Annotated in this window: 25 protein-coding genes and 2 pseudogenes; 12 read left to right on the top strand and 15 right to left on the bottom strand. The window is 68.7% G+C overall.

Annotated features, from left to right (window positions below):
* The first annotated feature begins 56 nt into the window (after window positions 1-56).
* A complete protein-coding gene (locus tag IG98_RS0127435) occupies window positions 57-446 on the top strand; it encodes a hypothetical protein (RefSeq protein WP_030918190.1) in 390 nt (129 codons plus the stop codon).
* A complete protein-coding gene (locus IG98_RS0127440; protein WP_157594546.1) occupies window positions 427-1,770 on the top strand; it encodes a DJ-1/PfpI family protein in 1,344 nt (447 codons plus the stop codon). The genes IG98_RS0127435 and IG98_RS0127440 overlap by 20 nt, the downstream gene beginning before the upstream one ends.
* 36 nt (window positions 1,771-1,806) lie before the next feature.
* On the opposite strand, the gene IG98_RS54380 is transcribed toward IG98_RS0127440, so the two are convergent.
* From IG98_RS54380 to IG98_RS0127460, 4 genes are all read right to left on the bottom strand, one after another.
* Complete coding sequence (locus IG98_RS54380; RefSeq protein ID WP_281178535.1) at window positions 1,807-1,941, bottom strand: hypothetical protein; 135 nt, start codon at window positions 1,939-1,941, stop codon at window positions 1,807-1,809.
* Between the two features lie 121 nt (window positions 1,942-2,062).
* Window positions 2,063-4,411: a polysaccharide lyase 8 family protein gene (locus tag IG98_RS0127450; protein WP_037971440.1), complete on the bottom strand. Its 2,349-nt coding sequence runs from the start codon at window positions 4,409-4,411 to the stop codon at window positions 2,063-2,065.
* 308 nt (window positions 4,412-4,719) lie between these two features.
* Window positions 4,720-5,199 carry a DUF2231 domain-containing protein gene (locus tag IG98_RS0127455; RefSeq protein WP_030918200.1) on the bottom strand — a complete coding sequence of 160 codons (480 nt, stop codon included), beginning with the start codon at window positions 5,197-5,199 and terminating at the stop codon, window positions 4,720-4,722.
* A 123-nt stretch (window positions 5,200-5,322) separates the two neighbouring features.
* Window positions 5,323-6,282, bottom strand: coding sequence for a rubrerythrin family protein (locus IG98_RS0127460; RefSeq protein WP_211264113.1), 960 nt, complete (start codon window positions 6,280-6,282; stop codon window positions 5,323-5,325).
* A gap of 605 nt (window positions 6,283-6,887) precedes the next feature.
* Here IG98_RS0127460 and IG98_RS52025 point away from each other — a divergent pair.
* Window positions 6,888-7,421 (top strand): DUF305 domain-containing protein, encoded by a 534-nt coding sequence (locus IG98_RS52025; protein WP_169750191.1) that lies wholly within the window; start codon window positions 6,888-6,890, stop codon window positions 7,419-7,421.
* Here the strand turns inward: IG98_RS52025 and IG98_RS0127470 are convergent.
* The 8 genes and pseudogenes from IG98_RS0127470 to IG98_RS47390 all read right to left on the bottom strand — a co-directional run bounded on the left by IG98_RS0127470 (window position 7,367) and on the right by IG98_RS47390 (window position 12,987).
* On the bottom strand, window positions 7,367-7,765 hold the full coding sequence (locus IG98_RS0127470) for an IS110 family transposase (RefSeq protein ID WP_030918210.1): 399 nt from the start codon (window positions 7,763-7,765) through the stop codon (window positions 7,367-7,369). The two genes, IG98_RS52025 and IG98_RS0127470, sit on opposite strands and share 55 nt — an antisense overlap.
* Before the next feature lie 126 nt (window positions 7,766-7,891).
* Entirely contained in the window at window positions 7,892-8,122 is a 231-nt protein-coding gene (locus IG98_RS53545) for a hypothetical protein (RefSeq protein ID WP_051753017.1), read from the bottom strand.
* Entirely contained in the window at window positions 8,122-8,388 is a 267-nt protein-coding gene (locus IG98_RS53550; protein WP_051753019.1) for a hypothetical protein, read from the bottom strand. Before IG98_RS53550 ends, IG98_RS53545 begins: the two co-directional genes overlap by 1 nt.
* A gap of 58 nt (window positions 8,389-8,446) precedes the next feature.
* A pseudogene (locus IG98_RS54915) lies at window positions 8,447-8,671 on the bottom strand (transposase); the annotation flags it as partial.
* A 405-nt stretch (window positions 8,672-9,076) separates the two neighbouring features.
* Complete coding sequence (locus IG98_RS0127485) at window positions 9,077-9,760, bottom strand: hypothetical protein (RefSeq protein ID WP_030918214.1); 684 nt, start codon at window positions 9,758-9,760, stop codon at window positions 9,077-9,079.
* Between the two features lie 536 nt (window positions 9,761-10,296).
* Entirely contained in the window at window positions 10,297-11,052 is a 756-nt protein-coding gene (locus IG98_RS0127490; protein ID WP_030918217.1) for an SDR family NAD(P)-dependent oxidoreductase, read from the bottom strand.
* A gap of 105 nt (window positions 11,053-11,157) precedes the next feature.
* Entirely contained in the window at window positions 11,158-11,790 is a 633-nt protein-coding gene (locus tag IG98_RS0127495; RefSeq protein WP_030918220.1) for a TetR/AcrR family transcriptional regulator, read from the bottom strand.
* A 414-nt stretch (window positions 11,791-12,204) separates the two neighbouring features.
* The gene (locus IG98_RS47390; protein ID WP_157594547.1) at window positions 12,205-12,987 is read right to left on the bottom strand and encodes a neutral zinc metallopeptidase; all 783 of its coding nucleotides are present in this window, start codon (window positions 12,985-12,987) and stop codon (window positions 12,205-12,207) included.
* A 305-nt stretch (window positions 12,988-13,292) separates the two neighbouring features.
* Here IG98_RS47390 and IG98_RS0127505 point away from each other — a divergent pair, with 305 nt between their 5' ends.
* Together IG98_RS0127505 and IG98_RS0127510 are read left to right on the top strand one after the other, a co-directional pair.
* Window positions 13,293-13,769, top strand: a complete 477-nt coding sequence (locus IG98_RS0127505; RefSeq protein WP_157594548.1) for a hypothetical protein — start codon at window positions 13,293-13,295, stop codon at window positions 13,767-13,769.
* Between the two features lie 126 nt (window positions 13,770-13,895).
* The gene (locus tag IG98_RS0127510; protein ID WP_051753021.1) at window positions 13,896-14,396 is read left to right on the top strand and encodes a hypothetical protein; all 501 of its coding nucleotides are present in this window, start codon (window positions 13,896-13,898) and stop codon (window positions 14,394-14,396) included.
* Window positions 14,397-14,550: 154 nt separating this feature from the next.
* Here the strand turns inward: IG98_RS0127510 and IG98_RS0127515 are convergent.
* Window positions 14,551-15,063: pseudogene (locus tag IG98_RS0127515) on the bottom strand (helix-turn-helix domain-containing protein); the annotation flags it as partial.
* 260 nt (window positions 15,064-15,323) lie between these two features.
* On the opposite strand from IG98_RS0127515, the gene IG98_RS53560 reads away from it, so the two are divergent.
* Both IG98_RS53560 and IG98_RS0127530 read left to right on the top strand, forming a co-directional pair.
* Window positions 15,324-16,706, top strand: coding sequence for a sensor histidine kinase (locus tag IG98_RS53560; RefSeq protein ID WP_245651740.1), 1,383 nt, complete (start codon window positions 15,324-15,326; stop codon window positions 16,704-16,706).
* Window positions 16,703-17,410, top strand: coding sequence for a response regulator (locus IG98_RS0127530; RefSeq protein WP_030918238.1), 708 nt, complete (start codon window positions 16,703-16,705; stop codon window positions 17,408-17,410). Before IG98_RS53560 ends, IG98_RS0127530 begins: the two co-directional genes overlap by 4 nt.
* Here the strand turns inward: IG98_RS0127530 and IG98_RS47395 are convergent.
* Window positions 17,358-18,170, bottom strand: coding sequence for a CPBP family intramembrane glutamic endopeptidase (locus IG98_RS47395; RefSeq protein WP_030918240.1), 813 nt, complete (start codon window positions 18,168-18,170; stop codon window positions 17,358-17,360). The genes IG98_RS0127530 and IG98_RS47395 overlap by 53 nt on opposite strands.
* Window positions 18,171-18,380: 210 nt before the next feature.
* Window positions 18,381-19,334: a LysR family transcriptional regulator gene (locus IG98_RS0127540; RefSeq protein ID WP_030918243.1), complete on the bottom strand. Its 954-nt coding sequence runs from the start codon at window positions 19,332-19,334 to the stop codon at window positions 18,381-18,383.
* A 700-nt stretch (window positions 19,335-20,034) separates the two neighbouring features.
* On the opposite strand from IG98_RS0127540, the gene IG98_RS0127545 reads away from it, so the two are divergent.
* From IG98_RS0127545 to IG98_RS0127565, 5 genes are all read left to right on the top strand, one after another.
* Window positions 20,035-22,629 (top strand): collagenase, encoded by a 2,595-nt coding sequence (locus IG98_RS0127545; protein WP_169750192.1) that lies wholly within the window; start codon window positions 20,035-20,037, stop codon window positions 22,627-22,629.
* 469 nt (window positions 22,630-23,098) lie between these two features.
* Complete coding sequence (locus IG98_RS0127550; protein WP_030918250.1) at window positions 23,099-23,977, top strand: hypothetical protein; 879 nt, start codon at window positions 23,099-23,101, stop codon at window positions 23,975-23,977.
* A 236-nt stretch (window positions 23,978-24,213) separates the two neighbouring features.
* Window positions 24,214-24,354, top strand: coding sequence for a hypothetical protein (locus tag IG98_RS50885; protein WP_157594549.1), 141 nt, complete (start codon window positions 24,214-24,216; stop codon window positions 24,352-24,354).
* Between the two features lie 37 nt (window positions 24,355-24,391).
* On the top strand, window positions 24,392-25,576 hold the full coding sequence (locus tag IG98_RS0127560) for an MFS transporter (protein WP_030918253.1): 1,185 nt from the start codon (window positions 24,392-24,394) through the stop codon (window positions 25,574-25,576).
* Entirely contained in the window at window positions 25,557-26,774 is a 1,218-nt protein-coding gene (locus IG98_RS0127565; RefSeq protein WP_030918256.1) for an aminopeptidase, read from the top strand. The genes IG98_RS0127560 and IG98_RS0127565 overlap by 20 nt, the downstream gene beginning before the upstream one ends.
* Window positions 26,775-26,848: the final 74 nt, after the last annotated feature.

The raw sequence follows: 26,848 nt of genomic DNA on the forward strand, positions 1-26,848 counted from the left end.
GGCGGCGGACGGCGACTCTTGCCGGTATCAGTCGATGCCGAATCCGAGGGGACGTCATGACGACCGTGAGAACCACCCGAAGTACGAGTCGCAAGCTGGGCCGGTTCGTCCGGCACTACGCCGAGATGGTGATCGCCATGCTCGCCGGGATGTTCGTGCTGGCGCCGCTGTGGCCGGACGCCTGGCTGGCGCGGCCGGAGGTCGACGCGCTCGTCATGGCGACCGACATGACCATCGGAATGACCATGGCGATGGCCTTGCACAGGCACTCGTGGGCGCGGATCGGTGAGATGGCGGCCGCGATGTACCTGCCGTTCCTCGTCTTGCTGGTGCCGTTCTGGCTTGGGGCGTTGTCCGCCATGGGGTTGATGACGGCCGGGCACGTGATCATGTTCCCGCTCATGCTGGCCGCCATGGTGTGGCGCCGTGACCACTACTGGCACTGAGGTTTCGGTGCGCACCTTCCTGCGCCGCACGCTCGCGGTGATCGCGGTTTTCCTGATTCCGGTGGCGGGCGGGGCGGTCTCCGCTCTCGCCGCGCTCGCCGCCCGGTCCGCACCCGGGCCGGACCGGCCCACTCCCGCCGCCACCTCCCCGGCTTTCGACTCCGCCAAACCGACCGCGGTCGTGGTGATCGGCGACAACGGGGCCGTTGTGTCGGATGCCCTTGCCCCGTACGAGATCCTGGTCGCCTCGGGCCGGTTCAACGTCTACACCGTCGCGTCGCAAAGGCGTCCGCTGCCGTTGACCGGTGGTCTGGACCTGGTGCCGGACCTGAGCTTCGCGGATCTCGCCAAACTCACCGGCGGGGCCGCGCCTGCGCTCGCGGTCATCCCGGCGATTCCAGACGTCGGCGAGCCGAGTACCGGTCCGGTCACGACGTGGCTGCGTGATCAGGTGAGCCGCGGCACGCTGTTGCTGGGCGTGTGCAACGGCGCCGGTGTCCTCGCCTCGGCGGGTCTGCTCGACGGCCGGCCCGCGACCGCGCACTGGATGCGGATCGGCTCGTTCGAGTCGGACTATCCCGCGGTGAACTGGGTGCACGGCAAGCGTTTCGTCGACAGCGGTACCGTCGTCACGACCGCGGGCGTGTTGTCCGGCATCGACGGAACCCTGCACATGATCGAGCGCTTGGCCGGTTCGACGGTGGCGGCGAACGCGGCCAAGGCCGTGGGCTGGCGGTACTACGGCAACACGCCACCGGTCGTGACCGGCATCGCCATGCCCGCCCCGGCCGCGATCGTCAACGCGGGTTGGACGTGGGCGCCGCCGACCGTCGGCGTGATGCTGACGCCGGGCGTCGGCGAAATCGACCTGGCGTCGGTGTTCGACACGCACGCCCAGTCGCTCGCGGACCGGACGTTGGCCGTGAGCGCGGACGGCGGCCCGATCCGGTCACGGCATGGTCTGACGTTCCTGCCCCGCGCCGATCTCGCCGGCGCGGCCCCGGACCTGGATCGCTTGCTCGTGCCCGGAGCCGGCGTTCGCTTGGGCCGGGTCCCCGACGGCCTGGAGCCGGTGTACGTCCACTCCGGACAGGACTTCGCCTACAACGACGCCGTGCGGGACCTGGCCCGGACAACGGATGTGGCCACCGCCCGCTGGACCGCTGAGACCATGGAACTGCCGACCGACGGCCTGCGACTGGACGGCCCGGCGTGGCCGTGGCAGCAGACGGCGTTGCCGATCTTGTTGATCCTTTTGGGTGTTGCCGCGGTGATCTGCCTTACGCGCCTTCGGACCACTGTGGACACTCTCGTCCGGGCCTGATCGCGGCGGCTCCCTCGTGACGCGAGGGAGCCGCCGTCAGAACCGGCCCTCGATCCGCGAGTACGGCACCTTGATGTTGTTCTCGGCCGAGGCGGTCTTATCGGCGAAGCCGCTGCACGGGTTGAGCGTGACCTGACTGCCGTCCGCCCGCGTGCCACCGTAGGAAGCCATGTGTCAGCCGCTGTGAGACCCACGTGGGATGCGTCTTGGCGTGTTTCCGCCGAGCTCGTCACGGTGCTCTTTCTCGTGATCCTGTACGTGGTTCGCTCGTCGATCTCGTACCCGTTCGAAGTCAGACGCGCACCTCCGCCGTATGGGCGTGCCCGCGACTCCCCCCCACCTCCACCTTGAGCGCGGTTCTGGCCTTGCGTACGCTGCGGTCGCTTTCCCTGACCGATTTTACCGGCCAGGGCAGGGTGATCTTCACCTCGTCAACGGTCCTGGACGGGTCGGAGACCGCGAGCCGCACCCGCTCGCCGACGCGGTGGACCAGCAGTGTGCAGGGGGCGTCGACGGTGAGCGGTCCATCTGGGGTTTCGACGGTCCCCGCGCGCCAGAAGACGGCCGCGATTACCCCGTCGCGTGAGATGGCCTGCACCGCTCCAGAATTGGCGAGGATCTCGATCCGCCCGTCGTAGGCCTCCATCTGCGTGATGGAGGCGTCGGGCAGTACGGCGTAGGCGTAGCGCGCCTTGCGGGGGTCGACGCCGTGGTCGATGAGGATCGTCGTGTAGTGCCTGGTGACAGGGGAGGTGTCGCCTCCGGTGGTGGCGCCCTTGTCGATGTCGCGCCAGCGGCCGGTGCGCTTGGCGCGGATCACCTTCGCGTCGGCGCCGTCGAGCAGCGCGTAGCCGGCCACGCCGGGCAGGTGGATCCAGCCGTCGCCCCGGGTCAGCGGCGGGTGCCGGTCATGGGTGTTGCGGTTCTCCACGATGGTCTCGACACGGCGGCCGTCGGAGGCGGTGATGCCCGCGCCGAGGGCGATCACCGCGTCGTCGAGCAGGAACCACGCCTTCTTGGCCCGCAGCGAGGAGCCACCGGCGACGAGTCTCATGGCGGCCACGCCGTACTCGCCGTCGAGCGCCACGCCGCCCGCCCACGGGGTGGGAGGCAGGCGACGGTGGTCGTGCGGGAGATCGGCGCGTCTGCGGGTGTCGACCGTCGTGCCCGGCAGCCGGTACGGGTCGATCGTGGGCCACAGGTCGTCGTTCCAGTGGGTGAGGTCGCCGGTGTAGAGGTAGGTCATGCCGTCGCCGGTGTACCAGCCGTGCAGATTCTCCCGGTTGATGGCCTCGGCGGCGCCGATGCGCTGCGAGCTCATCGCGATCGCGTACGCCCAGGTGGGACGGCGGTGCACGACCCGGTCCATGTCGGCGAAGACGTACGTGCCCGTCATGCGCGGGCCGACCGGTACCGACGGGTCGGCAAGCAGGGCCGTGGCCCTCGCGATGCTCGCCGGCGGTGCGAGCGTGCCGTAGGGGGTGGCCTGGTTACGGGTGAGCCAGCCTTTGACCAGCGGTCGCCACCGCCGGGCATGGCGCTCGGGTGCCGTCTCCAGCAGGGTGAGGACGGCCTCGACCGCCTTCTGTCCCGAGTGGTGGTCACGGTGGCCCTGCACCGAGATCTGCCGGCCGCGTACGCAGTCCATCATCAGCCCGTCGAAGACGAACGGCACGAACGAGCGATCCACGAGATCGTAGACGTTGCCGATTCCGGTGATCTCCCACGGTGACCCGGAGAGCATGGCGATCAACTTGGCCACGCTCTCCAGGTAGTCCACGCCGTAGCTGCCGGTGTAGGGGTACACGTCGTGCTGGATGAACGATCCGTCCCGGTAGAAGCCGTCGCCCGGGCCCCTGGTCGGCCGCAGCAGGTCGGAGACCGCGTTCCCGGCCCGCTTGACGAGGCGGGCGTCGTGGGTGAGCACTCCGCGCATCGCCACCGCCATGGCCTTGCCCGCGCGGTTGGCGCCGGTCTCGACGACGCCGGGGTGGCTGACGCGGCGCTCCGGGTCGGGACACCAGCGGCGCAAGGGGCGCAACCAGCGCTCGAGGCGGTCTGAGGGCAGGCCGTCGTACAGCAGGGCGCAGGTGTCGGTCAGCGCGCGGGGGACGCCGATCTCCCACCAGAACCAGTTGCTGCCCCGCCGGTCGAGCCCCTCGTGGTACGCGTGCTCGTACAGGAAGTCCAGCGCCCTGACAGCGGTCTGGGCGACCTGGCCGTCGTGGTGCATGGCGGTGCCCGATGTGGCCCAGGCCAGCGCCAGTGTGCGCATGCGGTTGTAGGAGCGGTTGAAATTGCCCGTCCGGGGGTCCGACAGCGGCAGGTCGGGCCACAGGCTCGGGCGACCGGGAGCGGGCTTCAGCTTGCGCAGCACCGCGTTGGCCGAGCCCTCAAGCGCCCGCGTCCTGTCGGTATAAGTTCTGTCGGTGTAAGACCTGTCGGTATGAGTCCTGTTGGTATGAGTGGAGTCGCGCGACCCGCCGGCCAGCAGGCTCACCCACCGCTCACGCGCGGCGTCGAACGCCGCAGCATCGACCGCGGCGGCGCCGACCGCCTCGGCCGGTCTCTCCCACAGGGCGAGACCGGCCACTGCCGCGGCGCTCAGCAGGGCGGACCGCCGACTGAGGAGGTGGGTCATGAAGGCTCTTCCGGCAATAGGGCAAATATCAGATGAAAAGATCATAAGTCGACATGCGGATGGACCATCCGGCTCCTCTGACGGTGAGCGGGCGTACGAACGCCGCCGGGAACACCCGCTACCCGGCTCGGGCGGTGACAGGCCGGGCCGATCAGGCGATCATCGGTGTGTCGCTCGCGATGGGGGCGACGACGGCGAGTGCCCTCGCGCGAGCACCGAGGTTGAGCGTCCTCGTCTCCGGCGGAAAACGGAGCCGGGCCGTGCGACCGGGCTCTCGACAGGAACGCCCCCTCTTTCCTCCGCGGAACTCACTTGGTCCAGACGCTCTGGGCGCCGCTATGGCCCGCCCGCACTATGGCGACGGTGCCTCCCACACCGCCGATCAGGGCCAGGATCACCAGGACGATCATCGCGCCGGCGTGCCATCGCGGTCGCGTACCGATGCCTTCGTGGGGTGGGTGCCCGCCGTGTCCCATGAACCGGGTCGCCAGGGAGAGGCCCAGCGCGGCCAGCCAGAGCACGATGACGAACGGCAACACCTGCTCGCTCTGCTCCTCGTGGGCCTCGATGAGCGCGTTCTCCCCGATCGTGTCCGCCAACGTCTCGCCGCTGTTGATCGACAGCGGCACGGCGATCAGCGCGATGGTGGCGACGAACAGCACCGCCGGCCACAGCCGACGCGCCGCTGCGGGCCAGAACGCCATCAAGATGGTGCCGAGCGCCGCGAGCGGCAGGCACACGACGGCGGCGTGCACGACCAGCGGGTGCAGGGGCAGGCCGAAGAACATGTCCGTCTCCTGTCTCGCGCGACGCCGGGCGCCGGATCGCGACTGGTGAGAAGCGCCGATGGCCGCGGACGGTGCCGACGGCCATGGCCTCTGGCATCGATCGGCCGGAGCCTTGTCATCTCCTCACGGCGAGTCCGCCGCCGGAGGCTGCTCGGGAAGCCGATCCAGCGCCCGCTGGAAGGCGCGGGCGTGTCCGGCCTCGTCCTCGGCGTTGTTCGAGAAACGTTCGGCCGCCTGGCTGTCGCCCGCCGTCTCGGCGCGCTTGGCGAAGGTCGGGTACATGGTCCGGGACTCGTACCGTTCGCCGGCGATGGCCTTGGTCAGGTTGGCGTGCGTGCTGCCGACCAGCCCGGCCAGCTTGGCCTCACCAGCGAAGTGCTCGTGCAGCTCCACGTCGGAGGTGCCACGGAACAGTTTCGCCAGGGCCGGGTCCTTGGCGTGCTCGGCGTACTGCTGGTACTTGGCGTACGCGAGCGCCTCACCATGCATGGCCGTGTCCAGATCGGCCCTGGTCTGCCGTGCACGGACCTCGGGCGGCCCTTGCGGGACCCGAACCTCATCGGCCTTCGGCGGCTTCGGCACCGTGCCCCGGCTGGACTCGACGGCGCGCAGCGCGGTGCCGAACGCCCGCGCGTGCTTGCCTTCGTCACGGGCGATCTCCGAGAAGCGGGCGGCCGCCCGGCTGTCGCCTCCGGCCTTGGCCTGCTGCGCGAAGCCGGGATACATCTGCCGGGACTCGTAGGTCTCCCCGGCCGTCGCGGCACGCAGGTTCTCGGCGTCGCTGCCGACCAGGCCGCTCAGCGCGGCCGCCTCCTTGAAGTGTTCGCCCAATTCGACGTCGGCGGTGTGTTCGAACAGGCGGGCCACCGACGGCAGCCTCTCCCGCTGGGCCTGAGCTGCGTACAGGCGGTAGGAGGCGTTGGCGAACGCTTCACCGCGCATCGACTGTTCGAGGTCCTTCTGGGTTTGCGGGCTCGATGGGTCCACCGGTGAGGCGGAAGCGGCGAACGCGCCGCCGATGGGTGCGCTCAGTGCGATGGTGAACGCGCCGGTGGCGAGTGCGCGTGCGAACAAGGTGATCATTTCGACCTCCCCGCCTGGTGCGGCTGTCTCCTGCTCATCACGGGAGGACTTACCTAGACCAGATGGTTGATAACGGTCGTTCTGGCAAAAACAGGTGAAGCATGCGGGTCGGATGCAAAGCATGACCCATGCGCAGGGCGAAGCACCCCCGGAGAGTCGCATGTCGGAGACTCTCCGTGACATGGCTTGGGCGAGTCACCTCCGGGAAGACGAGTCACCTCTGGGAAACCGAAAGCCGAGTGCCGAGCATCCGGCCGCCGCGAAAGTCGACCCGAGCGGCGCCAGAGGGTTCGGCCCGCGGTTGGGGCCCACGTGAAGGGCGCGCGGCTTCGGATGGACGCTCCGGTCGGGGCCGACGGACCTGCCTGTCGGTTGATCAAAACGGCGAGGTTACCGTGGAAGAACGGGAGGCTCCCGTAGAAGTAGGTGTCGAATCGGCGTTGGGGGGACGCATGAAGCGACGCTCCATGAAGACCGCGATGGCCGCTGGGGCATTCCTTGCCGCCATCACTACGGGTTCGGGGTCCACTGCTGTGGCCATGACATCTCCACCGATGCCGTCCCCGATTCCTTCCTCTAAGGGCCCGCAGCCAACATGCCCGGGCATGGGGCAGATGCATCTCGTTACCAGCGAGTACGACTACCTGTCACAGATGGTGCCGCACCATGAGGACGCCATCATCGCAGCCCGGCAACTGCGGCGTTCCAACAGGCCCGAGATGCGGCAGCTCGGGCAGTCCATCGTCACGACGCAGACTGCCGAGGTCGGCAAGATGAAGGATTGGCTGGAGCAGTGGTACCGGCAGAGCCCCGCGCCGAGCCCGAGCGGGACCACGATGCCGGACCTGTCGGGGCTTTCGGGAGATCAGCTCGACAAGACGTTCCTGCAGTACATGATCCCGCACCACATGATGGCGATCATGATGTCGCAGCAGCTCCTCATGCACGGTGAGGCGCAGCATGCCGAAGTCGCCGCCTTCGCCCGCAGGGTGCGCGACGACCAGTGGGCGGAGGTCCGCACGATGCGGGAGAACCTGGCCCGGTGGTTCGGGAAGCAGAACATGCCCTGCATCTCTGGAGCACTTCAGACCGCCTTCACGCCTCGGGCGAGATCGGTGTCAGCGGGCAACCGCCGGTGACGATGACGGTCGGTGCGCAAGATGTCGGCCAGGACCGCGGCATCACCCGGATCGGACTTACCGCCGGCCTGCCCGTGCCGTTCCCGATACCGGACCACCGCCCTGGGGTTGATTGCAAACAGGGTGAACCCGGCCGCGACCAGCAGGCCCTTGTCCGTCTCAATGGCGATCTCGATGGAGGTCGGCCCGTCAGACCCAGCGTGCTCGGCGAGTAGTTCGGTCAACCGCCGAAAGCCGGCCAGGTCGTCACCGATCCTGGCCCGGGTCACGATCGCAGCGTCGACGTTGATCAACGCGATGTCATGGTGTCGTTCCGACCAGTCGATCCCGCAGGTGATGCGCACCAGGCCCTCCTTGAGTGATGTGACGGATGTTCGAGCACAGGGCCTGCGCAGCGCGCTCGCGGCGCGACACCTCACCAGCTGGCTGCAGACCCAGCAGCCGGCGGGGCCACCGTCTACATGAAGACCTCAAACGAAGTCGGTGATATCTGAGTGGTCACCCGCCGACAGCTCGACCTGCACCCTGCCCGATCCCCTGTGGCTCTCCCATGAGGTGATATCGCCCACCAGCTTGGTGCCCGGCCGCTCGGCGGTGAAGTCGCGGCCGAGCAGGTCGGGGATGCCGCGAAAGTCGCCCTGCACGGTGGTGGTGAGCCGAAACGCCCGCACCTGGGCCGGGACCAGGCCCTGCTCACGCATTAACGCGCGGACCAGTTCGGCCGAGCAGTGCTCGCCCCGGCGCAGCAGGCGGCGTGGACCCGCAGGTAGCCATAGGTTTCGTGCGAGTCGGCGAAGACCTCGGCGACCAACTGGGTGAGCAACGCGCGGCGTTGCGCGGTGGCCGAGGTCGGCCGTTCGCGCCATTCGTAGTAGCCCGAGCGGGACACGTTCAGCCAGGTGCACATCCGGGCGATGGCGTGGCAGGCCTTCTCCGCATCGATCAGCTCGTACTTGGCGAACGTCATCGACTCTCGGCCGCGAAGAAGGCCGCTTTTTCAGGAACGCCGGCTTCTCGCGCAGCTCGGCGTTCTCTCGCTCCAACTCCCGGATCCGGGCCCGCGCCGGCCCGGAGACCGGCTGCTCATCCGGGCTGTGCACGACCCGATGCCGAGTCACCCAACTGCCCAAGGTGCCGGCGTTGATGCCGAACTCCCGGGCCACCGCCGCGACCGTGCGATCGCCCTCCAGCACCATGCGGACGGCTTCTTCCTTGAACTCGAGCGAGAACTGCCTGCGATGCCTCGTCACGTACCTACCTCTCCCAGACTTCTATCAGCTTATGTAGCCGACTGTCCGGAATCCGCTAGGCACCTCATGCTGACCCTCCATGCATTTGGCGTACACCCGGTGGAGGACCTCCACGCTGTGCCCGGCTCGTTTGGCCACCTCGGTAGCCGGTACACCCGCGTTGAGCCAGAGGGACAGGGCAGCATGTCGCAGGTCGTAGGGCCGGGCGGCGAGCGGTGACCTCACCTGCTCATCGGTGAAGGCGAGCGCTCGCGCTTCCTGCCAGACGTAGGAACCTCCCCTGGTCGTCCGGAAGAGCCGGCCGTCGTCCTCGGTGCCATAGGCGTCGATGTCTCACCTGACCCTGCCAAAGAGGGAACCGCCGGCATGCCAGAGCCTCCCGATTCCGCAGCCGTCTCAGAGCTCCTACGGAATGATCTCCATGAGGGTCGTGCCTGTCACCTGGATGAACCGGTCAGCGGGCCGGAAGTTCGTGTGAATGAGCCCCAGGCTACGGACGGGGCTGGAAGCGCTCTCCAACTCGGTGATGTATGTGACATCGGTGTCCGAGGGCAGGCCGAAGACCTCGCGGGCCTCTTCTTCGACCACATCGTGCATGCCCGAACCGGTGGCCACCAGTTCCAACGCCCGCGGTGCACCCCGGGGAGAGAACATCTCACGTACCGAAGGGATGTTCAGGTCCCCGTCCAGAGGCTCCTCCACCTGCCGTACGGTCAAGCGTCCATCGACCGACTCGACGGTCAGCAGAAGCACGGTCCGGTAACCGCTGCCGCCAACAAGCAAGGGCCCGGAACGGGCGAGTTCCTGACAGGCGGCCACGATCCCGAGCAATAGTTGACGGTTTTTCCGGCGCACCTCTACGAATTCCTCATGACAGAACACGCGCGGACTCAGATCCGGCCTGTCACTGGCCAGGACATAGTTTCCGACACGATCGGGATCTGTCTCCAAGAAACGGTCGGCAGCCTCAAGGAACGCCGCGCGCGTCGAGGAATCGACCGAGACGATCTCCTCTTTGGCTGTTCCTGCGACATCGGGCCAGCGCGGCTGCAGGACGGACCAGGCAACGACCGCGACCACAAGCGCCACAGCGGCGCTCCCCCATACAGCCAACCGCCGCCCTGAAGCCGCCATTCGTCCCCCATGCGATTTTGACATCGCCGCTCCCGTGGTTTCAGCCGAGTTGCTTCCTGTTCTTCTCGCCACCGCCACCGCCACAACGAGGGATCAAAGCACAACGTAGATCATTTTGTTGTGAATTCTCAGGTCCGTAGGGCCGGCGGGGAACTCACCGAGTTGTCCGGGGTGTTCGGGAGGTACACCCACGGCCCACGGGTCCGGCCCTCGGCTACGTCTTCAGGCTGCCGACTCGGGTGCTTGGGGCAGGTGGGGCTTCGACACTTTTCCGAGGCGAGGACTCAGGTGTACTTGCGGAAGGTCGCCCGGCCTCTGTCCTTCGCCAGGTCGTTCTTGTGGGGGACAGCACAGGCCCGCCCACTTGCTGCTGAAGGCGAGGGCCGGCCGACGGTGGGATCCCCGTGGCAACGGCGCCCGGGCTCGGAACGAATCGGAAGGACCCGGTCCGATGGGGCGCGGGCGGTCCGCGTCCTACCGCGGGGCGTGTCTCAGCGGAGCTTGATCGCACCGCCGTCGGCCATGACGGTCTGCCCGGTCATGTACTGGGCATCGTCGCTCGCGAGGAAGGCGACGATGGGTGCGACGTCCCGGTCGGGGTCGCCGAAGCGGCCTAAGGGCACCTTGGCCGCGGACTCCGCGTACTGTTCGGGGCGCGCCTCGGCCCATTGGGCCACGCCGGCGGTCAGTGCCATGGGGCAGACCACGTTGACGCGGATGTTGAGCGGGGCCCACTCGTTGGCCACGACTCGGCTGAGACCGCGGATGGCCTCCTTCGCCGCCGCGTAGGAGGCCTGGTTGGGCTGGCCGTCGAGTCCGGCGCCGGAGCCGAAGTTGATGACCGACGCGTTGCCGGTCTTCCTCAGTTCCGGCAGGGCGGCGAGCATGAAGTTGCGGGTGGCGTACAGGCCGGTGCTCATCGCGAGGTCCCAGTCGTCGTCGGTCTGCTCCTCGAACGGCCGCTGCCGCGACGCACTCGCGTTGTTCACCAGGACGTCGAGCTTTCCGAAGCGCTCGGCGGCCGTCGCGACGGCCGCGCGCGCGACGGCCGGGTCGGATACGTCGCCCTGCAGGAAGACCACGGAGTCTCCCAGTTCGCGGACGAGGACCTCCCCCGCCTCCTGCTGCAGGTCGACGACGACGACCCGGGCGCCACGTGCGACGAACAGCTTCGTGATGGCGCCGCCGATGCCGGAGGCACCGCCGGTGACGACGGCCGACTTTCCTTGCAGACCGAGGTTGTTCATGGTGCTTCCTTTCGTGAGCGTCTGCGGGGCTTCGCCAATCGGTGGAAGTGGCTACGCGCATCTCCGCAAACTCCTGCGACCAGGTGCATGTGCAGCAACGGGGAATCACCGTGAGCAGAGCTGGGAGCTCAGGGTGTGGTAGGCCCAGCTCTCCCACTGGTCGGGCGACCAGCCTCGGTCGCGGACGAACAGCAGATAGAGTTCCGGGCTGAGCAGGCCGAACAGCAGGTCGGCGGCGCGCTCGGCCGTCACTCCCCGGCAGATCCCCGGCTTGGTCACCAGGGACCGGGCAGCCGTCGCGTGGACGGTGAACCTCGGGTCGGTGCCCTGGCCGAAGAGCTCGGTGATCCCCGGGTCGGCCAAGGCGGCGGCGCGCAGCATCTCGATGATCGGAGCCACTCGCTCCAGGATCCCTGTGGTGCCGTGGACATGGAGCCACAACTGGGCGTCGGCGGTCTCGGCGGCGAGGGCCTCGTGGAACCACGGCCGATCCATCGTCGCGATCGGCTCGTCGTCGCCCGCGATCGACACGTCGGCCAGCTCTTTGAGCAGCGCGCGCTTGTTGCCGAACGTGAAATAGATCGTCTGCACGGCGACGCCGGCCCGGTCGGCGATCTCCTGAAGCGCCGTCGCGCCGTATCCACGCTGGACGAACAGCTCGCGGGCGGCCTCCAGCATGCGCCTGCGCGTCTCCTTGGGCTTTCGAGTCCGCCTGTCCTCGCTGTTGACCTGACTCATTTCTGTAGCTTACATCTAGAGTTCAACTCTAGTACTGGCGGCCACGAGGTGCTCAGTGCGGCCGGGTTCGCCGACGTGGGCGTCGCCCCGGTCGAAGCGCTGATGGACTACGGCTGCGACGCCGCCGACACGGCGGAGTTCATCCTCAGCCAGGGGCCGGTCCGTTTCAATCTGGAAGGGGTCGACCGGACGCGGGAGGAACTGCGGGCGGGGCTCAGGGCGTACGAGACCTCGGAGGGGGTTCGCATCCCCGGCGCCGTCTGGCTGGTGAGCGCCACCCGCCCTTGGGCCTTGGACACGGCCCCCTGCCACCCGGCGGCGCGATCGACCTGGGCGAGCCGGCACGGCGCCCGCGAAGTGAGAGCCGTGCCGTCGAACGGGAAAACGGCGGCGACAGGACTCCGCCGCGACGGGCTACGCGACCTTGCCGGCCGGGGCGGTCCAGGTGTTGCACGACTTGGGATTGCCGGTGGAGTGGCCCCGATTGAACCAGTAGGCCAGGTTGGCACCCTTACCGAATATGTTGAACTTGCTCTTGTCCGCCTCGGCCTTCGCCAGGCCCGCCAGGCGTTTGGCGTCCTTGGCGGGGTAGCCGAGAGCGGGCCACAGGCTCTTGGCCGTCACTCCGCTGATGCACTGCGCCTGCAGGCTGTAGCGGCGAAGCTGTTCGGATATCTCAGTGCCGTCGTCGGCGTGCAGCGCGTTGTAGGCCTCGGCGATGTCGACCATGTTCAGCACGTGCTCGCCGTACGCCGAGCTCAGCCGCGCAAAAATCTGAACATCGTCGGATGCTTTGATCCAGTCAGCACGGATCTGCACGATGAAGTTGGCGAGTCTTCCGCAGTAGAAGACCGCTGATTTCTTCGGGCTCAGCGTCCGCCCTCGGCAGTCGGTCCTGTACTTGCCCTCCATCTCCACCAGGGTCGGGACGAACGGCAGGTTGGCTTCCTTGAGGTAGGAACCCCAGGTGTTGTTCAGGCAGGAGATGATCGCGTTGACGTGTTTCGTGACCGAGGCCAGGGTCTTTCCCTTGGCGGGTTTCTTCGCGCATGCCGCGTCGGGGAGCTTACCGGCGGCGTAAAGAGAGTTGTTGGTCAAGTCCGGGGCATCGTTGACCGGATATGCGTAGGCACTGGTCGTACCGGAGAAGAGCAGGACGGACGCCCCGGCAGCCACCATGATCGCACGAGTCTTCATGGCGATGAACGTTAGGGCATATGTCCAAAATTGGCAGGCGTTTCACCTACGCCCCCTCCTTCTTTTATTGCATAATTTGGCAACTTGGGCGGCGTCATTCCCGGGCCGCTCACTGATTCCACGGCAAGACGTTGTGGCCTGTGCACGTCACATACGTATCTCTTGGTGAAGATGGTTTCCAGTGCTGCTTCAAGGCGGCCTGTACGGCGCCCGCGACCGGCTGACCAAGTGCTCGGGGCCGTACCGGGAGCAGGTCTCCGCCAGACGTATCCCGGCCTCGACCGGCACGGCTACCATTCATGATCGTGTCGATGCGGTTGAACCTGGCGAAGATCGACGTTGAGCTACTGGAGTCCGTACGGGCGAACCCCGCCCTGATCGGCACGATCCTCTTCAACGGCGGGCAAGCGCCCGCCGGCTTCCAGCGGGAAACCGACATGTTCGGAGATGACTACCGAACCCTCGGCGCTATCGCGGAGGGCAGGGCCGAGGCCGAGCATGAGACCGCACAGTGGCGGAAGTGCTGTCCCTGGCTCGCGGCGGCGACCGGTGAGGACGGCGAGAACGACGTGGAGGGGTACGAGTTCGGCTACGGCCCGGCGTTCGTCCTCGATCCCGGCCAGGTGACGGCCGTCGCGCAAGGCCTGATGAGCGAGGGATGGGGATTCGGCGCCGTTCGGCGGGACACGGCAAACGGCGCTTATGAGGGGTTTGCGGACCTCGGGCCGTTCTACGCGGCGGCGGCACGAGAGGGCAAGGCCGTCGTGGGCGGGGTGAGCTGACCCGCTGCCATGGTCACCGCACCGCCTCCGACGGGCTTCGCGCCAGAGCCAAAACCGGTGGCCGTGCCTTGTTCGAGCCCATAAGGTGCCGATCATGGTGGAGAAGACATCCGGAGGGCGTGCCCGATGACCCTGTTCACGCACCTCACCTCGGTCGATGACGCCCGCTCGATACGGCGGGCCGGCGTTCGGGCCCGCAGTCGCGACTACGAGGGAACGGCCGGGGTGTTCTGCCTGCCGATCCTGCCCTCCTACCAGCTCACCCACCAGTGGGGCAGGGAACTGCGGCGTGGTGGACGGCGCACGATGGTCGCCGTCGACTTCCGGCTGCCCGACGACGAGCCGGTCCGCGTCGGCCACTACGGCCACGAGCCCGTCGAGCTCGCAAGCGCCGAGGCCGCCTCCCTGATCGCCGGATGCGAGGACGCCCGAGGGTATGAGGTCTTCGTCCCTCGGGCGATCGGTGCCGGGGAGATCCATCGGGTCCGCGGCGTCAACCGGGTCACCGGCTGGCGGTTCATGCCCAACGCCCACGGCAGGGTCCCCTGCCCGTGTCCGGGGTGCCTGCGACGTGGGGAGTACGGCAGCGCGAAGATCCGCCGGAAGGCCGAAAGCCGCGGCTACTGACCGTTCCCTCGTGGCCTCCCCGCCGACCCGTCCCGTCGGCTTCGGAGCCGCCCAGCCGCACCGCGACCCGACGTGCACCGCGTACCGGCCCATATCCAGCAGGTTGGGGAGCTCGGGGACTAAAGATCGTTCCTGGGCGTGGCGGGCCGCGGCCTCACGGTCGGAACGTGCGGCGGTAGGTGTCCGGCGGTACGCCGATCGTGCGGTGGAAGTGGCGGCGCAGTGTCGTCGCCGTGCCCATGCCCGCGGCCGAGGCGATGACGTCGACGCTGTCGTCCGTGGTCTCCAGCAGCTCCTGCGCACGGCGGATCCGCTGAGTCAGCAGCCACTGCAGTGGGGTGGTGCCGGTCACCGAGCGTAAGTGGCGGGCCAGGTGGCGCGAGCTCATGTTCGCCTGGCGGGCCAGGTCCTCCACGGTGAGCGGCTGGTCCAGCCGCCGCATCACCCAGGGGAGCAGCCCGGCCAGGGGATGGCCGTCCTGGGCGGGCACCGGTGTGGTGACGAACTGGGCCTGGCCACCGGCCCGGTGCGGCGGCACGACCAGGCGGCGGGCGACCACATTGGCGATCGCCGAGCCGTGGTCGCGGCGGACCAGATGCAGGAACAGGTCCATCGCCGCGGCCTTGCCCGCGGACGTGAGCACGCTGCCGTTGTCGAGGAGATCGGCTGCTGAAGGGTCATGTGCCCGCCGGTCGTATGGTCCAGGTCCCACCAGGCCGCGAACCGGCGGGGACCACCGAGGCAGTCTCGGCTGTTGACCCCGAGAGATGATCTGGATCGCTCCGCCGTCGAGGTCGGCGTTGCGCTGTTCGAGCTCGGCGAGGCGTCGATGTAGGGGCTGCTTCGTGTAGCGGGGAGCAGGCAGTTCCAGTCGTAGGCCTTGATGGTGATGAGAACGACTCGCCGGTGGTGTGACGGTAGACCGGCGTGGACCGCGTGCTGGAGCGCACCAGGTGTCCGAGCGTCGATGGTCAGCCCCTATCCTGGGGCTCCGCTTCGGCCAAACGGTCACGAAAGATCGAGAGACCCTTGAAACAGCGGACTTTCCTCGCCGCCCGCATCGACCAGTGGTCCCGAGAGCATCCCAGGCTGCTGGATCTGACACTGGCCGGCTTGCTGTGGCTGGTTTTCGGCCTGTTGAGTGCTGTTGCGGGGCTGCACGCCTTTTTCATCGCCACTGCGGCCATCCTCCCTCTCGCCGTACGGCGACGCTTCCCGACCGCGGTCCTCGCCTGGTCGGCCGCGGCCTTCGCCGTCCAGCTCATGGTGGTGCCGGTTCCGTTGCCGGCCAACATCGCGCAGGCGATCGTCGTCTATACCGTTGCCGCACACGTCGCGTCTCTGCCGATCCGCCTGCTCGCCCTCGGTGCCGCGCTCACCGGCAGCGTGCTCGCCGGCTTCCGATGGAGCACCCCGCCTGAATACATGGCGAACGTGCTCACGAACGCTGTGTTCCTGGGGATCCTGTCTGTACTGGTCTGGGTCATCGGCGATCTCGTCCGCGGCCGCCAGGCCAACATGAGTGCACTGCGTGAGGCGAGTGCCCGACTTGAGGAAAGCCGGTTGCAGCGCGAGCGGTTCGTCGCACAACAACAACGTGTTGTCGCGGCACGGGAGATTCACGACATCGTGGCCCACTCTCTCACTGTCATGATCGTGCAGGCTGACGGCGCCGAGTACGCCGCCGAGCACGCGCAGCCCTGGGATCGCGCGGACGCGAGAAAGATCTTCGCCACGATCGGGCGTACCGCGCGTTCGGCCCTCACCGAGGTGCGTGGCGTCATCGAGGTTCTCCGCGACGCCGACACCGACGGGCCGGAGGAACCGCGCGGGGCCGGGCTGGGAGTCGCCGAGCTGCGGCAACTCGTGGACTCGGTACGGGCGGCGGGACTTGCTGTGGATGTCGACGCCGAGCCGACCGTGTTCGACGATGTTCCCACCGCTATACGATTTGCTGTGCTCCGTGTCGTCCGGGAGTCACTGACGAACGTGTTGAAGCACGCCGGCCCGCATGCCACAGCGCACGTGGTCGCCGCGAGGAAACAGGGATGGATCATGGTTCGAGTCGAAGACGACGGCGTCGGTGTCCGCCGCGCCGACGCGACCGCGGACCACGGTTCCGAACCCGGCTACGGCCTCGACGGAATGCGGGAGCGTTTGCGCGCCCTGGGCGGAGTGCTGGAGGCAGGTCCACGCCGTGGCGGCGGATTCGTGATCGATGCCGCGACCCCCGTCACCGTTCCATCGCCTTCCGCGCGACCTGCGGGTTTTGCCACCCCGTCGGGCGGCATAGGGCGGAGCGGCGAGTGACGAGTCCCGACCGCCTCATCCGCGTCTTCCTGGTGGACGACCAGGAGCTGGTGCGGACCGGGTTCGGGATGATTCTCGACGCCACTCCGGATCTGCGGGTCGTCGGATCGGCCGCCGACGGGCAGACGGCCCTCGACACCCTGCGCAGGCCCGAGCACCGTGCGGACGTCGTCTTGATGGACATTCGCATGCCGGGTCTCGATGGCGTGGAAACCACCCGGCGGCTGCTGGCCGCACCCGACCCGCCACACGTCGTCATGCTGACGACGTTCGACGACGACGAGCTTCTCGTCGCCGCCCTTCGAGCTGGAGCGGCCGGCTTCCTGCTCAAGGACGCGGGCGCGGCGGAACTGCTGGCGGCGATCCGGGCGGCCGCTGCCGGGGAGGCGCCTGTCGCGCCGAGGCTCGTACGCCGTTTGATCGACTCGTTCGTCCTCGCGCCGCCGACGACCGAATCCGCCGAGCACCCGCCCGCCACCGCGTCCAGGTTGGAGCGTCTCACCACCCGCGAACGCGAGATCCTCGCCTCGGTCGGTCTGGGACTCACCAACGCGGAGATCGCCGCGCGGCTGCAGTTGGCGGAGTCGACCGTCAAGACGCACCTTGGCTCGGTGCTGCGCAAGCTTGAGCTACGCGACCGTGTTCAGGCGGTCATCCTCGCACGGACGCAGGGGCTGACCGGCGACCCGCGGCGGACCGACTGATCCCGATCGCGAGGGCACAGGCCGTCGTGCCGACGAGCACGAACAGCCCGGTGTCACCGGCCAGGTACTCGCGCACCATCACGGGCTGCTCAGTCGAGATCGCGTGCTCCAGCAACAGGGCGAAGGTGGCGTTGTGTGCGAAGTGGGCCAGCACGACCGGCCATACGCTCCCGGACATGACACGCAGGTACCCGAAGAGGAACGAGAATGCGATCACCGAACCACTGAACAGCAAGAGCACCAGGCTACGGTTGCCTTCGCTGTGGTAGTACGGCGTGAACAGGATGTACGGCAGATGCCAGGCGATCCAGACCAGCCCTACGACGAGCATCGCCGGGCGCTCGCCCAGGAACGCGAGCCGTGGCTGCAGGTAGCCCCGCCAACCGATCTCTTCGGCGAACGACAGGATCGGCCCGGTGATGGACAAAGCGATCACCGACTGCAGCCAGTCGCCCTGCGGCGCGGAGAACCGGGCGAAGCCGAGCGCGACGGCGCCCGCGGTGGCGAGCAGGCAGACACCGGCGGTGGTGGCGACCGCGAGCGGCCAGGTTCGCAGGCCGAGCCGCCCCATACCGAGCCGGCGCCATCCGTCTCTGGAGTACCCCTCTCGCGTGATGACGAGCAGCATCGCCATCACGACGAGCAGTGGCGATAGGGCGAGGACGAGTCCTCCGGCGATGTTGGCGGTGCCCAGCGAGATCGTGAGCGTCAGGACGATGAAAACGATCGACGTGGTGCGATCGGAGAGCCGTTCGAACACGGACAGACCTTCTTTCGGAGAACTGATCTGGCCCAGTGTTCAAGAACGTGCCGCCGCCGCCATCCACCAGCGGTCCTGACTTCGGCCGCTCTCCACCCGATCCTTCCTCCCCGGGGACTAGCACCACCGCCTCAAGAATGTGACAGCGATGGTCATTCTCCGCGGCGACCTGGCCGTCTTCCGGCGGGACGCGCGTCCCCGGGAGCGGCCTCACACCAGCGGATGCACCTCGGGGTGTGCCTCCCACCAGCGTCCGAAGAGGGGATTGTCGTGCACATGGTCGATGAACGCCGCGGCGAGGCCGCGATAGAGCGCCCCTGCGGTCGCATCGCCCAGGCGGTCCCTGTGCCACGCGACGAGCAGCCGTGCCACCTGTGGCTCTCCCATGAGCGGTCGTACGACGGTGCCCGGCGCCGCGGTCCAGCAGGGATCGACCAGCCGCACGCCGTGCCCGTCCGCCACCAGGGGGCGGCCGGCGCCGCTCGGCGCCTCGAAGCGCAACCTGGGTTCGAAACCGGCCGCCCGGCACGAGGCCCGCAGCGCGGCAAGGGAGCCGTCGTCGGCTCCCGGAGGGCTGATCCACGCCTCGTCCTTGAGGTCGGCCAGCCGGATCTCCTCGTTTCCCGCGAGCGGGTGCTCCGCCGACAGGGCGACGAAAATCGGATACCTGTATACCAGCGCCCGGCTGGCGACCGGCGGCGCCAGCGTGATTTCGAAGCCCTCGATGACGCCGAGCAGCGCCGCGTCGAGCCGCCCGTGCGTGAGCGCCTCCGCCAGCAGCGCCGCGGAGGGCTCGATCCGTAGTGAAATCTCGCGTCCGGGCAGGACGTCGCCGACCCGGTTGACGATGCTGCCGACGCAACCGACGTGGACCGAGCCCAGCCGCAGGGATCGGGCCTCCGACGGCCCATGCAGGTCGCCGAACAGCGCGTCGACCTCGGACAGGACGATCCGGGCGCGGGCGATGACCTGGCTGCCAAGCGGTGTCGGCTCCACCCCGGAGCGGCTGCGGACGAAGAGTTCGCCCCCGACGAAGGTCTCTATCCGGCGCAGCAGGTTCGTCATGGCCGGCTGGGAAAGCCCCACCCGGGCCGCCGCTCTGGTCAGGCTGCCCGACTCCGCTATCGCACAGATCATACGGAGATGACGGATATCGAGATCCATAACCTAGAATTATGCGGCAATTAATGGCCAGTGCCTGAATTTTCGGACAAAATTCATTTTTCTCCCTTAGGTATGACCGCTTTTTCCTCCTTCCCGCCCCCGGCTCCACCGGCCCGGGGATGCCCCGGCGCGCCGCGAGTCCGGCCACGGGTTCACGGCGGCACTGTCGGCGGAAGGGCGGGACGGCGGTCCCAAGTAGGGCGAGGCCGAGCGGCACGAAGAGATGGCGTCGAAGCAGCCTCCTGAGCCGGACGAGCACGTACGCGCCCGCGACCGGCGACCAGGCCACAGCCACGGTGATGCGCCCAAGGCGCACATGTCGCCGGACCGCCACTCGATTCGCCACCGGAGGGCGGGCGCCGCGCGATCAGACCGCGCGCCGTAGGTTCCGGGCCGGCCACGTGTGCCGCACGAGGCCGGACGGCACCCACTTGTTCACGCCTCCGCCGCAGCTCAGACCGGGCTGCGGCAGGGTCATAACCAAGAACTATGTGCGCCTTTATGACCGCTGGTCTGATTTCGTCAGCAAACTACGGGCGGCAACACCTCTTCGCTCTCCGAAATCCCTGAGCCACGTGGCCCGCCGGACCGACAGGACCCGGCGGAGCCCCCGCCGCGTCCTGGCCCGTTCCGGCCGCCGCGGCATCCCCGGTCACATCCAACCTCACGCTCGTTCTTCCACACCCCCCGGAGGTTGCTCGTGGGAATCACCCCACCCCTGCGCGCGCTCAGAAAATCGTCACTGGCCGCGCTCGTCCTCGTCCCGGCCCTCGGCCTGGGGCTCGCCCTGCAGCCGGCGGTCGCATCGGCCGCCACCGACCCCATCGCCAAGCCCGTCGTGACGGCATCCGCGGGTAAGACGCCGCCCCCCGCGCCGGCACTGCTCGCGACCGACGGCGTCGACCACGTCCGGCGTTCTCCGCTCCCGGTCAGCGAACGGGCGCCGATGCCCTCCTCCAACGAGCGGCTGCGCCATGACTACGATCGGCCCGAGCCCGCCCCGGCGCACCCGCGCCCGTCCATGAAGGAGAAGGCGAAGTCCGCCGCCACGACGCAGGCGGCGGCCGCGTGCACCGTGAGCGACTTCACCAGCCGGACCGGAAGCGCCCTGGTCCAGCAGATCAAGTCCTCCACGACCGACTGCATCAACACCCTGTTCGGCCTCACCGGCGGCGACGCCTACTACGCCTTCCGCGAGGCGCAGATGAGCAGCGTCGCGTACGGCCTGCGTGACAACGGGTCGTCCTACCCCGGTGACAACTCCACCGGCACCGCTCAGCTCGTGCTCTACCTGCGCGCCGGTTACTACGTGCACTGGTACAACGCGTCCACCGTGGGCACGTACGGCTCGTCGCTCAAGACCGCGATCGAGGCGGGCCTGGACGCCTTCTTCGGCAACTCCAGGTCCTCGACGGTGAGCGACGCCAACGGCGAGGTGCTGGCCGAGGCGGTCACGCTGATCGACAGCGCCGAGGAGAACGACCGCTACCTCTACGTGGTGAAGCGGCTGCTCAACGGCTACAACAGCTCCTACGACGCGAGCTGGTGGATGCTGAACGCGGTCAACAACGTCTACACGGTGCTCTTCCGCGGCCACCAGCTCCCGGCGTTCGTGACCGCCGTCCAGGCGGACCCCAGCGTGATCGACACGCTGTACGGCTTCGCCAACAACAACTGGAACCTGCTCGGCACCGACCAGAGCTACCTGGCGTCGAACGCCGGCCGGGAGATGGCCCGCTTCCTTCAGGAGACCGCCCTGCGGTCGAAGGTGCGGCCGATGGTCAAGGCCCTGCTCGACCGCGGCAACATCTCCGGGACGACCGCGCCCATGTGGGTCGGCGTCGCCGAGATGACCGACTACTACGACAAGGCCAACTGCTCCTACTACGGCACCTGCGACCTGCAGGCGCGGCTCGCGGCCGTCGTCCTGCCGATCCGGTACACCTGCAGCTCCAGCATCACGGTCCGTGCGCAGGCCTTGACCTCCGCGCAGCTCACCACCGCCTGCAACAGCCTCACGAGCCAGGACGCCTACTTCCACAACCTGGTGAACGACGGCAACCGCCCCGTGGCGAACGACAACAACACCACCATCGAAGTCGTCGTCTTCCACTCCAGTACCGACTACCAGAACTACGCCGGGACGATGTTCGGCATCGACACCAACAACGGCGGCATGTACCTGGAGGGCGACCCGGCCGCGGCCGGTAACCAGCCGCGCTTCATCGCCTACGAGGCGGAGTGGCTGCGGCCCGCGTTCGAGATCTGGAACCTCAACCACGAGTACACCCACTACCTCGACGGCCGGTTCGACATGTACGGCGACTTCACCGCCGGCATCACCACCCCGACCATCTGGTGGATCGAGGGCTTCGCCGAGTACGTGTCGTACTCCTACCGGAACGTGACCTACGACGCGGCGATCACCGAGGCGGCCAAGAAGACGCACACGCTCAGGACGCTGTTCGACACCGACTACTCGCACGACACGACCCGCGTCTACCGCTGGGGTTACCTGGCCGTGCGATACATGTTCGAGAAGCACCCGGCTGACGTCACCACCGTCCTCGGCAACTACCGGACGGGCAACTGGAGCGGCGCCCGCACCTTCCTGACCAGCACCATCGGCACCCGCTACGACAGCGACTGGTCGAGCTGGCTCACCGCCTGCGCGTCCGGCTCCTGCTCGGGCGGCGGCAGCACGAACAAGCCGCCGACCGCGAACTTCACCTTCACCGTCAGCGGCCTCAACGCGACCTTCACCGACACCTCGACCGACTCCGACGGCACGATCGCCTCGCGCTCGTGGGAATTCGGCGACGGCACGTCCTCGACCGCGGCGAACCCCACCCACGCGTACGCCGCGGCGGGCACCTACCCGGTGAAGCTGACCGTCACCGACAACGGCGGCGCCACCGCGTCGACCACCAAGCAGGTGACCGTGACGTCCGGAGGCGGCACCCTGCCCGAGTGCGCCTCGTCCGACACCAGGGAACTGGGCAAGAACTGCCAGCGCGGCAACCTGTCCGCGACCGCCGGTAACCACGCCTACTTCTACCTGTACCTCCCGGCCGGCACTACCAGGATCGCCATCACATCCTCTGGCGGCACCGGGAACGCCGACCTCTACTACAGCACCAGCACGTGGGCCACGAAGTCGGCGTACACGCAGCGGTCGGCCAACTCCGGCAACGGCGAGACCCTGACGGTGACCAACCCGGCGGCCGGCTACCACTACATCAGTCTGTACGCCACCACCGCGTTCTCCGGGGTCTCGGTGAAGGCCGAGTACTGACGCTCACCGTCGCCTCGTAGCGGCTGATCATCCATGCCGGGACCGGACCTCATGTCCGGTCCCGGCCCTCGGCACCGCGATCTGATGACGATCGTCTAAGTTGTCAGTGGTGCTTTGAAAAGTGCGATCGGCGGTGTGCGCGGTGACCTCTGGACGGCAGGCGGGTCACGGTGCCGACGGCACGGGCGTCGCTGGCAGTGTCCTCCGGAGCCGCGATCGGGTGAGGCGCCGTCCCCGCATGATGGCGGCCGCACTGCTGATGGGGGTTTGCGCCTGCGGGCCCGCCGTACCACCGTCGGCCACCGACGGACAGGCTCCGAGCGTCCCTTTCGAAGAAGGTGTTTCGCCGGCGTGGCTCGGCCCGTCGGAGACACCCCCGCCCGTGCCATCTCCCGTTCGGAAGACCGAAACACCTTTCGCGCGGGCCTACCCACGGGCCAGGATCCTGTGGATTCCCGTCAAGGACACGATGTCCCGGTCCGTCGTCGGCGCCCTGCCCGACGGGCGGCTCATCGTCCGCAGGTTCTCCCGGTACCTCCCGTACCTCGACCACGTCGACATCCTCGACCCGGTCACCGGCCGCAGCACGCTGCTGCAACGCAAGGACAGAGAGTCGTACACCGCCGCCGCCACGGCGCACGGCACGCGCGTGGTGAAGCTCCTCGGAAACGACGAGCCGGGCGGGTGGATTCTCGAGGTCACCGACATGCGCACCGGCCTGACCTGGCAGATGATGAACACCTGGGGCGTTCCCGGGGGGCACTGCGGGACCGGCTGGCGATACCCCGTCGACCTCCAGTTCCATCGGGGCGAGCTCTACTTCTCCCGGTGCGTCACCGGCTCCACCGGAGACGTGGGCGTCTACCGCATGGGCCCCGGCGACAGGACTCCCCGGCTGTGGCTGCAGGGGCTGTACGACATCGCCTGGGAGGGCGACACCTTCCTCGCGAGGTCCCCCGTCATGGTTCCGGATTCATCGGATCCGGAGGAGTTCACCGGCTCGCCGCCGGCCCGCTACGGCCCGGACGGGGCCAGGCGCGGCGTTCCCGATCCGGCCCCGTACATCGCCCGGCTGGGCAGGGACCGGGATCGCCTGGAGTACGGCGACGGCACCGTCGCCGGCCTGAGCCCGCGTGCCAGGGATGTCGACATCTCGCGGTACGGGCGTTTCGCGGCGTGGCGCGAGGGCGGGGCCGGATGGCTTCTCGACGCCCGGACCCGTACCGCGGTGCGCCTGCCGGGCCGGGAGACGGACAAGGTGAGCATCTCCAATGCCAGGTATCTCCACTGGAAGACGGCGGGCGGCTACCACGTCCTGGATCTGGCGGCCCTGAACAACCGGGGTTGAACGTCCTCGTCTCCGGTGCAGACCGGAGCCGGGCCGTGCGGCCGGGCTGCAGCGCAAGGTCGTCTCCCCCAACGACTTCACCGGTCTTGACCAGGTCGAAGACCGGCCGGTCGCCTTCGAGCGGCGTTACAAGATGGAAGTTCACCCTGGCCGAGTGCTTCGAGGAACTCGATGGGTGCCAGGACGGTGCCCGCCACCCCTTTCCCAAGACATGTTGGAAATGCCATAATCCCAACATGTCTTGGGAAAATAGTGGCGGCCTGGCACCGCCGTGCGCGCCGGTGAAGCCGCTCCGGATTCGCACCGTGTGGGAGGAGATCGTCGGGCTGGTCGAGCAGGCGGTCGCGCCGGCCCACGACGAGGCCGGGCCACGGTGAGCATGACCGTGATCCTGCTGGAACTCGACGACGTGCGATGACCCGCCTGCTGATGGCGTGCGCGGGAGCGTGCTTCCTGTCGCTCGGGCTGCTCATCCCCACGATCCCCAAGTACGTCACCGGCCCGCTGCACCAAGGGCCGGGCCTGGTCGGCGGTTGCTTGGCGATCACGGCCGGGTGCGCCGTGCTCTTTCGTCCACTGGCCGGTCGGCTGGCCGACCGGCGCGGCCGCAGGGCGGCGGCCTGCACCGGCGTCGCGCTGCTGGCGATCACCTCCTTCGCCGTGCTCGTGGCCGAGTCGCTGCCGCTGTTCCTGGCGTGCCGGGCCGTCGCGGGAGCAGGGGAGGCCCTGGCCTACGTCGGCCTGGCCGCCGCAGCCAGCGATCACGACCGTCCGGGCGCCGCGATCAACCGTTTCTCCATCGCGGTCAACGCCGGCCTGCTCGCCGGACCGGCGCTCGCCGAGGCCGGCCATTCCGTCGCCGGCCTGCGGGCCGTATGGGCGCTGTCCGGAGCCGTCGCCCTCGCGGCCTTCGTGGCCTGCCTGTTCCTGCCCGCGGGCCCGGCCGTCGCCGGCGATCCCGCAGGTCCGGCCGTCGCCGGCGATCCCGCCGGCACGAGGAAGGCCGGGTCGCTCGTGCATCGCGCGGGACTGCGTCCCGGGCTGGCGTACTGGGCGTCGGTGTGGGGATACACCGCCTTCAGCGCCTTCCTTCCGCTGCACGTCGCCGCGCTGGGCGGCAGCGGCAGCGGCCCGCACTTCCTCGTCTACGGCGGCGTGCTGTTCGCCGTGCGGCTCGGCGGCCAGCGATGGACGAACCGGATCGATCCGCGCGCGACGGCGACCGCGGCACTGCTGGTCACCGCGGCCGGGCTGGCCCTGCTCGTCGCCTGGCCGTCCGTGACCGGGGCGCTGGCCGCCGCGGCGGTGATCGGCGCCGGGCAGGCGCTGGGGCTTCCCGCGTTCCTCACGATGGCGATAACCGGTCTGCCCGCCGCGCAGCGCGGCTCGGCGGTGGCCACCACGACGGCGTTCTTCGATCTCGGGTTCATGACGGCCGCGCTCGCGCTGGGCGCCATCGTGCAGTCGTCCGGCCTGGCCTACGGCTTCGCCGTCGCGGGCTGCGTGCCGGCCCTGGCGCCGCTGCTGTTCCTCTCCCGCTCTCACAAAACCCGCAGGACATCACCCCAAGGAGACAGCCGTGACCATTCCCACCGCTGAGCTGGCCGACTACGCCGACGTCGTCTTCGACATCGCCGTACCGGTCGTCGCCGGCGACCGAGTGCTGATCAACGCCGAGATCGAGCACGCCCCGCTCGCCCGCGCCCTGGCCGAGACGGCATACGCCCGGGGTGCCCGCTATGCCGACATCTGGTATTTCGACCCCTACGCGAAGCGATCCCGGGTCCAGCACGCGGACGCGGCCACGCTGAGCGAGGTCCCGGCCTGGCTGGACGCACGCAACGAGGAGCTGGCCCGCCACTGCGGCATCCTGCTCAACATCCGCGGCGTCGCGGCACCGGATCTCCTCGCCGGACAGGACCCGGTACGGGCGGGCCTGGACCGCATGCCGGCCCTCACGTCGAGGCAGCGGCTGCAGCTCGGCAACCTCGTCCGCTGGGCGATGGTCCCCTGCCCGACCGCGGAATGGGCGCGCGCGATCTTCGGGGAGCCGGACGAGGCCCGCCTCTGGCAGCACCTGCGACCGATACTGCGCCTGGACCGGCCCGATCCCCGTGCCGCCTGGGAGCAGCGGATCGCCGAGTTGCTGAGCCGCGCGGAGGTGCTGAACGGGATGCGGCTCGACGCCGTCCGGTTCGAGGGACCGGGCACCGACCTGACCATCGGCCTGCTTCCGGGCGCGCACTGGACCGCGGCGCGTCTCGAATCCGTGCGGGGGCACCGCTTCCAGGCCAACCTCCCCACCGAGGAGGTGTTCACCACGCCTGACTACCGCCGGGTGGAGGGCACCGTCCGTTCGACGCGGCCACTCGCGCTCAACGGGAGCGTCATTCGCGACCTGGAGCTGACCTTCACCGGTGGAGTGGTCACGGAGGTGAGGGCGAGTGCCGGCGCCGACGTGGTCCGCACCCACCAGGCGACCGACGCGGGCGCGGCCCGTCTGGGCGAGCTGGCCCTGGTCGACGGCTCGTCGCCGGTCGGGCAATCGGGCCTCACCTTTCTCGAGACCCTGCTGGACGAGAACGCCACCTGCCATCTGGCCTGGGGTGCCGGCCTGCCTCCGGGCGTACCCGAGCACCTGCGCGAGCGGGACGCCGCCGGGCTTGAGGCGGCCGGGGTCAACATCTCCGGTGTGCACATCGACTTCATGGTGGGCGGCCCCGACGTCACCGTCACGGGGATCGGGCACGACGGCGGCGCGATCGAGTTGCTCCGCGACGACGAGTGGCAGGTCTGAGTCGAATCCAGGTAGGACGGCACGAGCTGCCCGGGATCGTCCCGAACGGGAGCGACTCTCTCAATGAGGTAGCG

This window comes from Streptosporangium amethystogenes (assembly GCF_000721075.1).
In the GTDB taxonomy this organism is placed as follows: domain Bacteria; phylum Actinomycetota; class Actinomycetes; order Streptosporangiales; family Streptosporangiaceae; genus Streptosporangium; species Streptosporangium amethystogenes.